Annotated in this window: 12 protein-coding genes and 1 pseudogene; 5 read left to right on the top strand and 8 right to left on the bottom strand. The window is 57.2% G+C overall.

All coding sequences use genetic code 11. The annotated features are described in order from the left end of the window. Positions 1-4: 4 nt before the first annotated feature. Positions 5-772, bottom strand: a complete 768-nt coding sequence (locus F0319_RS09690; RefSeq protein ID WP_149366778.1) for an arylamine N-acetyltransferase family protein — start codon at positions 770-772, stop codon at positions 5-7. A 96-nt stretch (positions 773-868) separates the two neighbouring features. On the opposite strand from F0319_RS09690, the gene F0319_RS09685 reads away from it, so the two are divergent. Then, entirely contained in the window at positions 869-2,323 is a 1,455-nt protein-coding gene (locus F0319_RS09685) for an aminotransferase-like domain-containing protein (protein WP_149366777.1), read from the top strand. On the opposite strand, the pseudogene F0319_RS09680 reads toward F0319_RS09685, so the two are convergent. Further along, positions 2,295-3,178: pseudogene (locus F0319_RS09680) on the bottom strand (LysR family transcriptional regulator). The gene F0319_RS09685 and the pseudogene F0319_RS09680 overlap by 29 nt on opposite strands. Positions 3,179-3,313: 135 nt before the next feature. On the opposite strand from F0319_RS09680, the gene F0319_RS09675 reads away from it, so the two are divergent. Next, positions 3,314-4,294 carry an NAD(P)H-dependent flavin oxidoreductase gene (locus F0319_RS09675; protein WP_149366776.1) on the top strand — a complete coding sequence of 327 codons (981 nt, stop codon included), beginning with the start codon at positions 3,314-3,316 and terminating at the stop codon, positions 4,292-4,294. 40 nt (positions 4,295-4,334) lie between these two features. On the opposite strand, the gene F0319_RS09670 is transcribed toward F0319_RS09675, so the two are convergent. Continuing rightward, a complete protein-coding gene (locus F0319_RS09670) occupies positions 4,335-5,390 on the bottom strand; it encodes an SDR family oxidoreductase (RefSeq protein ID WP_149366775.1) in 1,056 nt (351 codons plus the stop codon). Between the two features lie 97 nt (positions 5,391-5,487). Between F0319_RS09670 and F0319_RS09665 the strand changes: the two genes are divergently transcribed. Both F0319_RS09665 and F0319_RS09660 read left to right on the top strand, forming a co-directional pair. Further along, positions 5,488-6,375 carry a LysR family transcriptional regulator gene (locus F0319_RS09665; RefSeq protein WP_133294275.1) on the top strand — a complete coding sequence of 296 codons (888 nt, stop codon included), beginning with the start codon at positions 5,488-5,490 and terminating at the stop codon, positions 6,373-6,375. 82 nt (positions 6,376-6,457) lie between these two features. After that, positions 6,458-6,727, top strand: a complete 270-nt coding sequence (locus F0319_RS09660; protein WP_149366774.1) for a hypothetical protein — start codon at positions 6,458-6,460, stop codon at positions 6,725-6,727. A 12-nt stretch (positions 6,728-6,739) separates the two neighbouring features. On the opposite strand, the gene umuC is transcribed toward F0319_RS09660, so the two are convergent. The 3 genes from umuC to F0319_RS09645 all read right to left on the bottom strand — a co-directional run bounded on the left by umuC (position 6,740) and on the right by F0319_RS09645 (position 9,446). Then, complete coding sequence (umuC, locus tag F0319_RS09655) at positions 6,740-8,002, bottom strand: translesion error-prone DNA polymerase V subunit UmuC (RefSeq protein WP_149366773.1); 1,263 nt, start codon at positions 8,000-8,002, stop codon at positions 6,740-6,742. Continuing rightward, on the bottom strand, positions 7,986-8,420 hold the full coding sequence (umuD, locus tag F0319_RS09650) for a translesion error-prone DNA polymerase V autoproteolytic subunit (protein WP_115874894.1): 435 nt from the start codon (positions 8,418-8,420) through the stop codon (positions 7,986-7,988). The genes umuC and umuD overlap by 17 nt, the downstream gene beginning before the upstream one ends. A 159-nt stretch (positions 8,421-8,579) precedes the next feature. Further along, a complete protein-coding gene (locus F0319_RS09645; RefSeq protein ID WP_149366772.1) occupies positions 8,580-9,446 on the bottom strand; it encodes an aldo/keto reductase family oxidoreductase in 867 nt (288 codons plus the stop codon). Positions 9,447-9,590: 144 nt separating this feature from the next. On the opposite strand from F0319_RS09645, the gene tcp reads away from it, so the two are divergent. After that, the gene (tcp, locus tag F0319_RS09640) at positions 9,591-11,252 is read left to right on the top strand and encodes a methyl-accepting chemotaxis citrate transducer (RefSeq protein WP_149366771.1); all 1,662 of its coding nucleotides are present in this window, start codon (positions 9,591-9,593) and stop codon (positions 11,250-11,252) included. A gap of 27 nt (positions 11,253-11,279) precedes the next feature. Here tcp and smrA read toward each other — a convergent pair whose 3' ends face one another. Together smrA and F0319_RS09630 are read right to left on the bottom strand one after the other, a co-directional pair. Beyond that, the gene (smrA, locus tag F0319_RS09635; protein WP_111965699.1) at positions 11,280-11,843 is read right to left on the bottom strand and encodes a DNA endonuclease SmrA; all 564 of its coding nucleotides are present in this window, start codon (positions 11,841-11,843) and stop codon (positions 11,280-11,282) included. Between the two features lie 356 nt (positions 11,844-12,199). Next, positions 12,200-13,111, bottom strand: coding sequence for a LysR family transcriptional regulator (locus tag F0319_RS09630; protein ID WP_149366770.1), 912 nt, complete (start codon positions 13,109-13,111; stop codon positions 12,200-12,202). Positions 13,112-13,251 lie beyond the last annotated feature (140 nt).

The following is a 13,251-nucleotide window of genomic DNA, read 5'->3' as shown; positions in this document are numbered from 1 at the left end:
CAGATTACGCAGCGGTTAGCGCAAAACGGTCTTTCAGGACATGGCGGATTTCATCCTCCGCCAGTTTCCGCGTTTCAGTGCCGTTCGCCGTAATGGTTTTCAGCATATCGCCCAGTAAAATCTGGCGTCCCTCCGGGCTGTGCTGGACCACCACCCGCTTCTGCACAAAGATGGCATCCGGGTGCGTGGAGTTAAGGTAGTTGGCCGGAACGAAGTCAATCCATTCCTGAGGGGTGAGATCAAAGCCGTACTGCCGGGCCCACTCTCCCACAACCTTCGCCTCAAGCAAATACACTCCCTCCGCGCTGCGGCTCAGGCGAAACGTGTCGAAATCCTGGGTGATTTCCACGTCAAGCGTGTCCAGCGCCATTGGCGCGCGGATGCCGTAGCTGCCGAACCCGAGATCGCAAAGCCACTGACGGCTCTCCACCTCGGCGATGAGCGCCATATGGGTTTTCGGCCGCCGCGCGGGGTAGAACATCGGGCGCGCCGCCACGAAGCGGTAAGGTATCCCTAACGCCTCCAGCGCCATCGCAAAAAGCCCGTTTACCTCATAGCAGTAGCCGCCGCGCCCTTTCTTTAACACCTTATCGGCAATCTCGTCTGGCGCCAGAGAGACAATTTTGCCCGCCTGCACGTCCAGATTTTCGAAGGGAACGGAAAAGAGCTGATGACGCATCAGCGCATGCAGGGTGGCCGTATCGGCAGCCGCCGGTCCGGTGTAGTTTATGCGCTTGAAATAGGTGGAAATGTTGAAATTATCGCTGTGCATAATGCCTCCTTGTCCTGAACATGCCGGACACTATAGATGGCACACATCATTGGCTGTATAGTCAGTTTCATCGAAAATTAGCCTGAACAGTTATCCATGTCTGCGCCGTACCACTCCTCTCCTCACTATCGCCGTATTGCGGATATGCTGCGTCTTACCATTACGTCCGGCGCGCTGCGCGCCGGTGACAGGATGATCTCCGCGCGCAAACTGGCCGAACGCGAGCGCGTTAGCCTCCCGACGGCGCTGGAGGCCCTTCGCTGCCTTGAGGCTGAAGGGCTGATCGTTGCGCGTCCGCGTTCAGGCTATTACATCCGCCAGACCAGCCTCCCTCCGCGCGTGGAGCCCGCGCGTTCCTCACCCGGCCCGGTCCCCGTCACGATGTCCGCCGTGGCCCGGTCGCTGTTCAGCAGTGCAGAAGCCCGGCTGATCCCGCTGGGCGCCGCCCTGCCCGATCCCACGTGGCTGCCGGGAGATGCGCTGCAGCGGGCGTTACACTCTGCGGGCCGTCGTCTGGACGCACATGGACAGAGCTACAGCCTGCCTCCGGGAAGGCGGGATTTGCGAAGTAAAATTGCCGCGCGCTCTGCGCAGTGGGGAGCCCGTTTCAGTGCGGACGATCTCATTATTACCGCAGGCGCGACGCAGGCGCTCCGCCTGGCCCTTCGGGCCGTATGCCAGCCGGGAGATGTGGTGGCGATTGAGCAGCCCGCCTACTTTGGTACGCTCCTGCTGCTGGAGGATTTAGGCCTGAAGGCCTTAGCGGTCCCCACCGACCCTGCAGAAGGCCTGCTGCTGGAACCGCTGGCGGACGCCATCCGCTGCCACCGCCCCGCGGCCGTTCTGGCCTCGCCCACCGTGCAAAACCCGTTGGGTGCCAGCATGCCCGTCGCGCGCAAGCAGGAACTGGTTGCTCTGCTTGAAGAAGCCGGTATTCCTCTGATTGAGGACGACGTTTACGGTGACCTGGTCGGCGAGGGGCAACGCCCTCCGGCCTGCAAGGCATTCGACCAGAGCGGAAATGTGATCTACTGCAGCTCCCTGTCTAAAACGCTTGCGCCGGGGTGGCGAATCGGCTGGATTGCCGCCGGACGCTACTCCCCGCAGGTCTTGCAGGCCCGCATGGCCGGAGACTGGGCCGGTGCGCCGCTGCTGGAAGCGGCGACGAGCGACGTCCTGGCGAGCGGCGACTACGATCGTCACCTGCGGCGGCTGAAGCGGCGGATCGCAGAGGGCGTTCGCGCCGTTGTGGCACAGGTCAAGGCGAGCTTTCCACCCGGTACACACGTTAACGTGCCCGCTGCCGGTTTCCTGCTGTGGGTCGAACTTCCTCCGCAGGTCAACGCGCTGGAGGTGCATCGTCGCGCGCTGGCGCTGGGTATAGGCGTCAGCCCTGGCCCCCTGTTTTCCCCTGCCGCCGAATTAACGCACTTTCTGCGGCTGAACTGCGCAAACGAACCCACGCCCCGCCTGCTGAACGCCGTGGAACAAATTGGTGCGCTGTGTCACGAGCTGGCAGTTTTCACACAAGACTCTCCAGCCACTCGGTAAAGATCCGCACCTTGCGGGAGAGGTGACGGTGGGGATAGAGCAGTGACAGCTTGCGGTCCGGCGAGCGATAGGCTGGCAAGACCTCAACAAGCAGGCCGCGGTCTATATAAGGCTGGAGAAAAAGATTCATCCCCTGCATTAACCCCAGCCCGGCCAGGCCTGCCGCGATGTAGGCCTCGGAGTTATCCACGACAAGCTTACCGGCCAGGGTAATCTCCGCGACGCCTTCTGGCGTGGTAAACGTCCACGGATGAATGTGTCTGCTGCTGGTGTTAATCCAGTTGATGGCCTGATGCTTGCGTAAATCATCCGGCGTTTCTGGCACACCGTGTTTTGCCAGCCAGGCCGGGCTGGCGCAGGTCGTGATTTTTATGTTCCCGATTTTACGCGCAATATAATCGCCGTCCTCCAGCTCTCCCACCCGCAGCACGCAGTCCAGTCCATCCCGCAGCATATCCCGACGGCGGTCAGAGCTGCTCAGAATGATGTCGATCCCGGGATGCTGACGATAAAAGTCAGGCAGATTGGGTATCACCCGCAGCGTTGCAAACGAGACCGGCATATCGACTCTAAGCTGGCCATGTATTGCCCGATCCGTACCAAACGACTCCAGTAATTCGTCCGCCTGCGCCAGCAGGGGTTTACTCCGGCGATAAAAGCTTCCCCATCCGGCGTCAGGCTAATCCGACGCGTGGTGCGCTGCAGGAGCCGCGTGCCACTGTGTTGTTCCAGAAGCTGCAGCGCTTTGGTGACCGCCGGGCGATGGACCTGCAGATTCTCCGCCGCCTGGGTAAGGCTCCCCGAGTCGACAATTTCAATAAAAATCCGAATAGATTCAAAGAGGTTTATTTGCATAAGGGATGTTTTTGCCGCGAGCAGGATAAGGAGATTGTTATTAATTTTATAACAGTGATGAATATTTTTGGCTGTTTTTCCTAACAATAGTGCGCCCTACACTCTTCCCCATTCAAACGTAAGGGAGAGTCTGCTATGAAAAATAACCGTATTTGTCAGATCCTGGGTATCGAAAAACCTGTTATTCAGGGACCATTATCCTGGCTTACTGACGCCCGCCTGGTCGCTGCGGTCAGCAATGCCGGAGGGCTCGGCGTGCTGGGGCCCAACGCTGGGTTAACCGCCGATACCGCGGTTTCCACGCCGGAAGAGACCGCCGAAAAAATGCGTGAAGAAATACGAAAAACCAAACGGCTGACCGAAAAACCGTTTGGTGTGAACCTGATCCCTACCGCCGTTAATGACGTCTGGACAGGGCCTATTCTTAAGGTGGTAAAAGAGGAAGGCGTCAGGGTCGTGGTGTATACGGGCTATGGGGAAGGCAGCATTATTCCCTCGCTGTTCAATGAGTTAAAAGAGGCAGGTATCGCCATTGTCTACCGCGACATCAACCCAACGCCGGAAAACACCCGTCTCGCAGAAGAAATGGGGGCAGACATTATTGTCGCCACCGGTTTTGACGAGGGCGGAACATTGCCCGCAACGGTGCTTGGCACCTTTTCCATCGTGCCGCTGATTGCCGATGCCGTGAAGCATATCCCGGTGATGGCCGCGGGCGGCATTACCGATAATCGCACCGCCAGAGCGGCGCATGCGTTAGGCGCTGAAGGCGTGTTTGCCGGTTCGGTCTTTATCAGCAGCGAAGAAAGTCGCGTGCCGCAGGGAGTCAAAGAGAAAATTGTTGCCGCCAACGGCCTGGACCTGCTGCTTTTCCGGACCGTGCCCCATTACTACCGCTCTCTACCCGGCAAGCTGGCGGAAAAACTGGCGGCGATGGATAAAGCAGGCGCAAGCAACGAAGCGCTGGGCAAGGCGATGGGAGGATTACGGGGCCTGCGCCTGGGCATGCTGGAAGATAACACCGATGAAGGCTATATCGCGCTCGGCACCGGGATTGGGAACATCCACAGCGTGAAAAGCGTGGCCGAGATCGTCAATATGTTAGCGGTTGAGTAAGCCCCAGGCGTCCTGACGGTTATCAGGACGCCCTGTGTTCTCAGGGAATAATCCGCGCGGCTCTCAGCTGCGCAAACAGGCGGAAAAACATCTCATCGGTCGCCTGCATTTGCGTAAAACCCGCCCTGCGCAGCTTGCTCCCGTCACCGAACATGTCGTAATCCCAGCTAAAGACAAAATCGGCAAACCGCCCGTCGCTCAGCTGCAGAATATCCGCTTCCACCAGCTGCTCTCCGGCAAGCTCGCGCCATACGCCGCGATAGTCGTTAAACAGCTGATGAAATGACAGCCTCACCGGCGGCGCAAAGTCCAGTTCAAACCAGCGTGCGATGCGCGGCCACAGCTCGCTCCAGCGCCATATGTCGCCATTGTTTACGTTGAAGGCCTGATTCTGTGCCGCAGGTGACGCGGCGGCCCACAGCGTGGCCTCGGCCAGCAGCCCGGCGTCGGTATGGTCAACAATGCTGTGCCAGGCCTGTTCTGAACCGGGAAAACGCAGCGGTAAACCCAACGCCTTGCACAGGGAGGCGTACAGGGCGATGCTCAGCGCAAGGTTCATGGCATTGCCCGGGACCGCGCTCCCCACAACGCCCGGCCTGATGGCATTCCAGTGCCAGCCTTTTCCCCGCTGAAACTGGCTTAGCCACGTGAGCTGTGCGGCGTTAAACTCGGCCCCCGGCACGCCGGGATCGCTTTCCCGTGCCGGGGTTTTAAACGGCCCCAGATGCGCGCCGTAGACCTTGTACCCCTGCATCAGGCTTATCGTCTGCAAAGGTGCCGCTGTTTCGAGGGTGCTGACCAGATTGCGCAGCATAGTGACGTTCGGCTCAACCATGTCCGTCCAGTTCGCCGCGTTCGCCCAGGCGCTGTAAAAGATGTGGGTGACACCGTTCAGGGAGCGCAGCGCCCGGGCGCTGTCCTGTTCATCCAGTAAATCGACCTTGACCATCGGAATGCCGTCAGGATGCGACCCGGCATGACGGCTAAGGCCAATCACCTCCCACTGATGGTTCAGGAGCGTGTTGACCAGCTGCCTGCCGACAATGCCGCTGGCGCCCGCGACCAGGGCGACGTTGTGTTGCTGCCTCTTACTCATGGTGTTTCTCCGGAAAGGGTGACAGCCACAGTGTGATATATTATTTTTTCTGCAAATACTCCCTGAAATCGATGGCACTTATAAGCAGAATCATTAAATGAATAACAAGCTCACCGCCATTTCTACCTTTCTACGCGTCGCTGAAGCGGGCTCGTTCTCAGCGGCCGCCCGTCAGACCGGGATTAAGCAGTCCGCCGTCAGTCAACAGATCGCGGCGCTTGAGGAAGCGCTTGGTGTGGTATTGCTGCACCGAACGACGCGTACGATGAAGCTGACCGAACAGGGTGAACGTTACCGGCGTGATATGCAGCTTGTGCTGGACGCCATGGGGGAAGCGGAGAGGCGTTTACATCCTGCCGATCATAGCGTTCAGGGACGCGTCCATGTCCAGTTACCGAGCGGCCTGGGCCAGATCTTTTTACCGCATCTGCTGGCGCTGCAGCGCCTGCATCCCGAACTGCAGCTGATGATTTCTCTCGATGACCGCCTTGCCGATCTGGTGACGGAGGGCGTGGATATCGCGATACGGCTGGGCAGCGAGCCTCCGCAGGCGCATGCGGCTCGCGTGCTGGGGCGTATTGAGGCGGCGCTGTTTGCCGCTCCCGATTTTCAGGCGGTACACGCCGTCAGCGAGCTGGCGACGCTCCCACACGTGCGGTTCAGCGGCATTCCGCTGGATGCCCCCCTGCGCCTGATTTCTGACGAGGAAACGGTCGAGGTCAACGTGAATACCGTTTTCCGTGCCAACACCAGCGACGCGCTGCTGCAGGCGCTGGAATCCGGCATGGGTATCGGCGGCATGCAGCGACCGCTCGTGGCCAGAGCGCTGCAGGTGGGCACGCTGGTACCGGTGCTGCCCGACTGGCGGTTACCCGATCGCTTCCTCTATGCCGTTTATCCTGATGCCCGCTTTATTCCGCAGCGCGTCAGAAAGGTCGTCAGCGTGATTGAGCAGTTACTGCCTGAAATAATAAAGAAATGCTGATGATTCCCCCCGTAAATTACGTGCATTTTTCAACCGCCAGGAATAGAGTATTTTTACCGTATCCCCTTTTTCTGGAGCACTTATGCCGGAGTACTGTTTTTTCCAAAAAGGCCCAAACCTCATAGCAATCGAAAGCGCAAACACCGATGCGGCTGCACAGCTCATCGCCCAGGGGTTCGAAAAACAGTTCGAGGAGATCGGCGCCGCGGATGAAAAAGAGGCGCTTACCCGCCTTGCCGATATCCGTAAAAATAACGAGATCGATCGCCATAACTTCCTGGCCGGTGCGGGCGAAATGCCGCTGATCGGCGCGCTGGCGGCTGCGGCAACCTGGTTGATTCAAAAGAAATAACGCAACGATACTCTACCTCGCCACCGGCAAATCGGCGTACCGCGTTGTATAGGCCGGTGACAACATTTCCCGCTTCATCGCCCACGGTTTCTCAATACCCTGCCCGGCAAACCATATCTTCCCTTTGCCGGAATGATTCAGGCTGTCGATCGTTTCCATCAGCGCCGCGCTGTTGGCGCGCAGGCGATTATCGTCAAACAGGTTAAGCTGGGCGACGCCGCTGCTGAAAAAGTCCGCCAGCATGACCCCGGCCTTCATATAGCGATACCCGTCGAGCCATATCCGCCCCAGCGCTTCCGTGGCGGCGCGGATGATATCGCGCGAGTCATTGGTGGGCGTCATCAGGGTGACCGAAGCCTGATTGCCGTAATAAATTTCGTTGTCCGCATGCGGGCTGGTGCGCACAAACACGCTGATAAAACGACAGTATTGATGCTCGCCGCGCAGTTTCTCTGCGGCGCGTTCCGCGTAGGCGCAAATCGCCTGGTGCATTTCCTCGTACTGCGTAATACGGTGTCCAAACGAACGGCTACAGATAATTTGCTGCTTCGTGGGGGTGAACTCCTCCAGGTCAAGGCAGGGCTCACCGCGAAGCTCGCGGGCCGTACGCTCCAGCACCACGTTAAAATGTTTGCGAATGACCCACGAGGAGGCCTCCGCCAGCTCCAGCGCCGTGGTGATCCCCATCGCGTTGAGCTTTTTCGTGATGCGTCGGCCTACCCCCCACACCTCCTCTACCGGAACCTTTTCCAGCAGTTTACGCTGCCGCTCGCGGCCTGAGAGATCGACCACGCCGCCGGTGCCGGACCACCGTTTCGCCGCATAGTTGGCCAGCTTCGCCAGCGTTTTGGTCGGGGCAATACCGACGCCAACGGTTAAGCCCGTATTTTTAAAGACCTGCGAGCGCATCTGGTGACCAAACGCTTCCAGCGACAGGCAGTGACTGACCCCTGAAACGTTCACGAACGCCTCATCAATGGAGTAAATCTCTATTGCCGGGGCGAGATCGGTCAGCGTCTGCATTACCCGACTGCTGAGATCGGCATACAGCGCATAATTCGAGCTAAAGACGTAAACTTTTGACGGATATAGTTTTTCTTTGAATTTAAAATACGGCTCCCCCATTTTTATGCCGAACTGCTTTGCCTCCCGCGACAGTGAAATAATGCAGCCGTCGTTATTGGAAACCACCACGATGGGCTTCCCCTCCAGATCGGGGCGGAATACCTTCTCGCAGGAGGCATAGAAACTGTTCACATCAACCAGCGCGAACATGTTTATGCGTTTTAAGCGTGTGGGTGACGACGCCGAAGATCTGCAGCTCCTCTTCGGACTGAAAGGTAATCGGCTGATAGCAGACATTATGTGGCAACAGTCTCAGAACCGGGCGCGTCTGTAGCTCCTTCACCGTAAACTCACCGGCGACCGACGCCACGACGATATCTCCGTGTTCGGCATTTAACGAGCGGTCAACCACCAGCAGATCGCCATCGCCGATCCCCGCGCCAATCATGGAGTCTCCACTCACCTTAATAAAATAGGTCGCACTGGGGTGCCTTACTGCCAGCCGGTTAAGATCGAGACGATCCTCCACATAATCCTGCGCCGGGCTGGGGAACCCACAGGCAACACGTTCTAAAAATAAAGGTAATTCAATGATTTGTTTTGGTTGATAAGAAAAGAGAGTGTCCATAATGCCTTTCTCGCCGAATACTGTATATAAATACAGTATTACGGATTATGGACAAGGATCAAGGTCATTTCCGGAAGCGAACCCAAACGCGTTGAAGTGTCAGAAGATTTAAAACGCGCAAAGCCCGGAAGCGCATGTCGGGCTTTGCGCGTGTGACGATCAGTCCATCAGCGTATTCAATGTTTCCAGCGCGTCAGGCGGCAGCTGCAGTTCCCCCGCCGCGAGGTTTTGCCGCAGATGCGCCACGGAAGAGGTGCCCGGGATCAGCAGAATATTCGAAGAACGCTGCAGCAGCCATGCCAGCGCAACCTGCATTGCCGTGACGCCCAGTGAATCCGCGACAGCCTTCAGCCCGGAAGATTGCAGCGGCGTAAAGCCTCCCAGTGGGAAGAACGGCACATACGCAATCCCCTGCTGCGCGAGCAGATCCACCAGCGCGTCGTCACCCCGGTTCACAATGTTGTACATGTTCTGCACGCACACCACCGGCACCATCTTCTGCGCTTCTGCAACCTGGGTGGCCGTGACGTTGCTCAGGCCAATATGCCGCACCAGCCCCTGCTGCTGTAATTCTGCCAGTGTGGAGAGCGGTTCAGCAATCGACCCTTCCGCAGGCCCGTGTGCGCTAAACATGATCCGCAGATTCACCACGTCCAGCACGTCCAGCTGCAGATTACGCAGGTTGTCATGCACCGCCTGCGTCAGCTCCTGCGCGGAAAAGGCCGGCAGCCAGGCGCCTTTGTCGTTGCGACGGGCGCCAATCTTGGTGACGATCGTCAGATCGTCCCGGTAAGGATGAAGCGCCTCGCGGATCAGCTGGTTGGTGATATGAGGACCATAAAAATCACTGGTATCAATATGGTTCACCCCCGCCGCCACCGCTTCGCGCAGCACGTCCAGCGCGGCCTGCTTATCCTTCGGTGGGCCAAAGACGCCCGGCCCGGCGAGCTGCATCGCACCGTAGCCCAGCCGATTAACCGTCCGCGTCCCGAGCGCGTATGTCCCGCTTTTATCAATGCTGATCATGTTAACCTTCCTCATAAAAATGATCCGGATTTACAACAGGTTCCTCACCGGAGCCCTTAGTTAAGCGCGAGTTAAATTAAAGTTTAAATTCTATACGACGATAGTATTGGTGTACCTCTGCATCCTTTCTAACGGACGACCGCTATGCTGAAAAATCTGCACGTGATTACCGGAATTATCTTTGCCCTCACCATATTCTGTCTGCTGCAAGTTGTCACGGGAGGGTTGTTCTACTCTGCCGTCAGCAACGATCGCCATAACTTCCAGAATTCCGGCGTGCTCAACGCCCAGCAGGAAAGCCTGAGCGACAGCGTGAACACGCTGGTGAAAACGCGCGTCACCGTCACCCGCGTGGCGATCCGCTACCTGAAAAACCAGCGTGACCCGGCTTCCCTTGCGGCGATCAATAAACTGCTGGGCACCGCAGGCGACTCGCTGGCAAAAGCCGAAGCCTATAACAAAGAGTGGCAGAAACTGCCGCAGGTTAAGGGCCAGGAGGCGGCATTGACCGACGAGATGCAGAAATCCTGGAACCAGATGCACGAAGTCATGCGTTTATCAATTGAGTATCTGCGCGCCGACAACTATCAGGCCTATGGCGATCTGGACGCCCAGCAGGCACAGGACGAGATGGAAGCGGTCTATAACCGCTGGCGCGCCGAAAACAATACCCTGCTGAAGGCGGCAACCGAAGAGAACCAGAGCAGCTTCACGCAGATGCAGTGGACGCTGGCGGCAATTCTGCTGGCCGTGATCGCGGTTCTGGTGGTCATCTGGCAGGGGTTACAGCACCTGCTGTTAAAACCACTCCACTCCATTATGAACCATATTCGCGCCATTGCAGGGGGCGACCTGACGCAGGATATCGCGATTTCGGGTCGCAATGAGATGGGCCAGCTGGCCGCCGGCCTGCATGAGATGCAGCAGTCGCTGGTAACCACCGTCAGCGCCGTACGCGGAAGTACCGATTCCATCTACACCGGCGCAGGTGAAATTGCCGCAGGGAGCAACGATCTTTCCGCTCGCACCGAACAGCAGGCCGCCTCGCTCGAAGAGACCGCTGCCAGCATGGAAGAGCTGACCGCGACGGTTAAGCAGAACTCCGATAACGCCCGTCAGGCCACGCTGCTGGCGAAAAATGCCTCTGAAACGGCCGCGCGCGGCGGTCACGTCGTGGATAACGTGGTTCGCACCATGAACGAAATCGCCGACAGTTCGCAGCAAATTGCGCATATTACCGGCGTGATCGACAGCATCGCGTTCCAGACCAACATTCTGGCGCTAAACGCCGCGGTGGAAGCGGCACGCGCCGGGGAACAGGGCCGTGGTTTTGCGGTCGTTGCAGGTGAAGTCCGTACCCTGGCGAGCCGCAGCGCGCAGGCGGCGAAAGAGATCAAAGGGCTTATCGAGAACTCCGTCAGCCGGGTGAATACCGGTTCTGAGCAGGTCAGCGAGGCGGGCTCCACCATGAAGGAAATTGTCGCCGCCGTCACCCGCGTGACCGATATTATGGGCGAGATTTCCTCTGCCTCTGACGAGCAGAGCCGCGGCATTGAGCAGGTGAGCCTGGCCGTTTCGCAGATGGACAGCGTGACGCAGCAAAACGCCGCGCTGGTGCAGGAATCCGCCACGGCGGCGGCGGCGCTGGAAGATCAGTCCGAGCAGCTGCGCCAGGCGGTGGCCGCGTTTCGTCTGAACGGAAAAGAAAAAGCGGTAGCCCCACGCCCGGCCAGCGTGAAAACGCCTCAGCTGTTGCGCCCGGCAACCGCAAACGCCTCCACCGACAGCAACTGGGAAACCTTCTGAGTTTCAGGCGGGCGAGAATATCGCCCGCTAGCGGCTGCGCTTGGCGTGCCGCTCCCAGTTATCCTGTTTTGCTTCATCGGATTTACGCAGTGAAACGTAGCATGCCCCGCTGCCGCCGTGATGCGGCAGCGCCACGCAGAAGGCCTGCACTTCCTCAAATTCGGTTAACCAGCGCGCCAGATAGCTGCGCACCACATTGGGATGCGAGTTTTGCTCGCGCCCTTTCCCGTGAATGATAATCAGATTGCGTAACCCGTCTCGTCCGGCCTGGCGAATAAAAGAATAGAGCATCTGACGGCAGCGTTCGGCAGGCTGACGCAGGAGGTTTAAGCTGGCCTGGCGGGCATATTTACCCGAGTGCAGCTTATCAATAACGCCCTGCTGTACCCCTTCGCGCTGGAACGCCAGCGGCTCTTCCAGGGGAAGTAGGTCAAGAAAATCCAGCGTAAGGAAGTTATCCAGCTGTTCGCTATCCACCTCCTGGCGCGTCCGCGTATTGCGGCTGGGCTGCCAGTGAATATCCGGGCCACGCTTCAGCGGCTGGACATCTTCCATGGCGTCAAGAAAAAAGGATTTGTCGTCAGGGTTCATGGATATCCTCCGGCTACAACTGAGGACGGTACTATACCTGCGCCAGAGACAGGCCTCAATCACCGTTACAGGCCGCCGTGGGCCATAAATATTAACCTGATGAATATATATAGTATTTATAAAATGGATTTAAATCAGACTTAACTAAAATTTCAGCAAGAATGAAATAAGTGATTTGTGTTAAATTTTCGTAAAATCAAACACTCAACACCCTTCCATTTTGCGGAAAAGGTGTTATACCTAAATATACCTGCTTCATGGATATAATACTCAGGATTGGCGAAAGGACGCACTGCTGTGTGTACTGGAGGATCTGTCTGATGTCGGGCAGATCCTGTTTTTTTATTATCTCACTTTCACGCCACGATTATTTTTCTCGCTTCTCTCCTGAATTGCGTAATTAATGATTCGGCAAGGGGCGTCTGACGTGAATCACGGCGTTGAATTAAATAATATGCTGCTTTGGGAAGCGATTCGACAACCGGCAGCATGACCAGGCGGTGCGCCAGAAGCGGGTCACAGCCTAACTCCTGCGGCAATATGCTTAAAAAATCACTTTGCGCGACCAGGATAATACAGGAAGAAAATGTTTCGCAGACCACACCAATTCGCGGTATTTGCGAGCGATGGCTAAATACCTCTTCTAACTGCTTATAATAACTTCCCCGCGGCGTCGGCATTGTCCAGTTATAATGCAGAAGTTCATTGATCGACGTTGCCCCCATTGCCGGATGCCCTTCGCGACAAAATACCGCAAACGGCTTCTCGAAGAGTTTTTCAAACGTAAATTCCTGGTCGTAAGGTCCCTGATAATAGGTGTTAATGGTGAAGTCCAGCTCGCCCTGGCGTAATTCATTGATCATCGACACCAGCTGCCCTTCCATTATCCGCACCTTGACCTGCGGATGCTGCGCATGGAAGCGTGTGATAACGGCGGGCATAAGCGTGCGCGAAACGCTGGCCCCCATTCCGATGTTGATCTGCCCGGCCAGCTCACCCTGCCGCTGACGGATGTCATCCTGCGCGGCACGCAGCTCTTCCAGAATCAACCGGGCGCGCTGGTAAAAGCCCTCACCGCATTCGGTCAACGCGACGCCCTTACTCCTGCGCACGAAAAGCTGCGCCGCCATGCCCTCCTCCAGCTCTTTGATGGATTTGGTCAGCGCCGGTTGCGAAAGATTCAGCGTCCTGCTGGCACCGCGAATGCTGCCCTGACGCGCAACCTCAACAAACGCCCGGATTTGATGAAATTTAATCTGGAATGTCATAGCCCGACCGATAACCGTTGTTTATCAGAGTAAAGAAACTGTCATCTACTTTAATGGAAAGGGATGTGCGAGGGTAATTCCTGAACGGTTAAAACTGTGAAAAATCGGTTAGTGATAAGTAAAAACTATCACAGCGTGAA

The organism is Enterobacter vonholyi (assembly GCF_008364555.1).
GTDB classification, from domain to species: domain Bacteria; phylum Pseudomonadota; class Gammaproteobacteria; order Enterobacterales; family Enterobacteriaceae; genus Enterobacter; species Enterobacter vonholyi.
The sequence above is the reverse complement of the archived record's forward strand: the minus strand, read 5'-3'. Positions and strand labels throughout refer to the sequence as shown.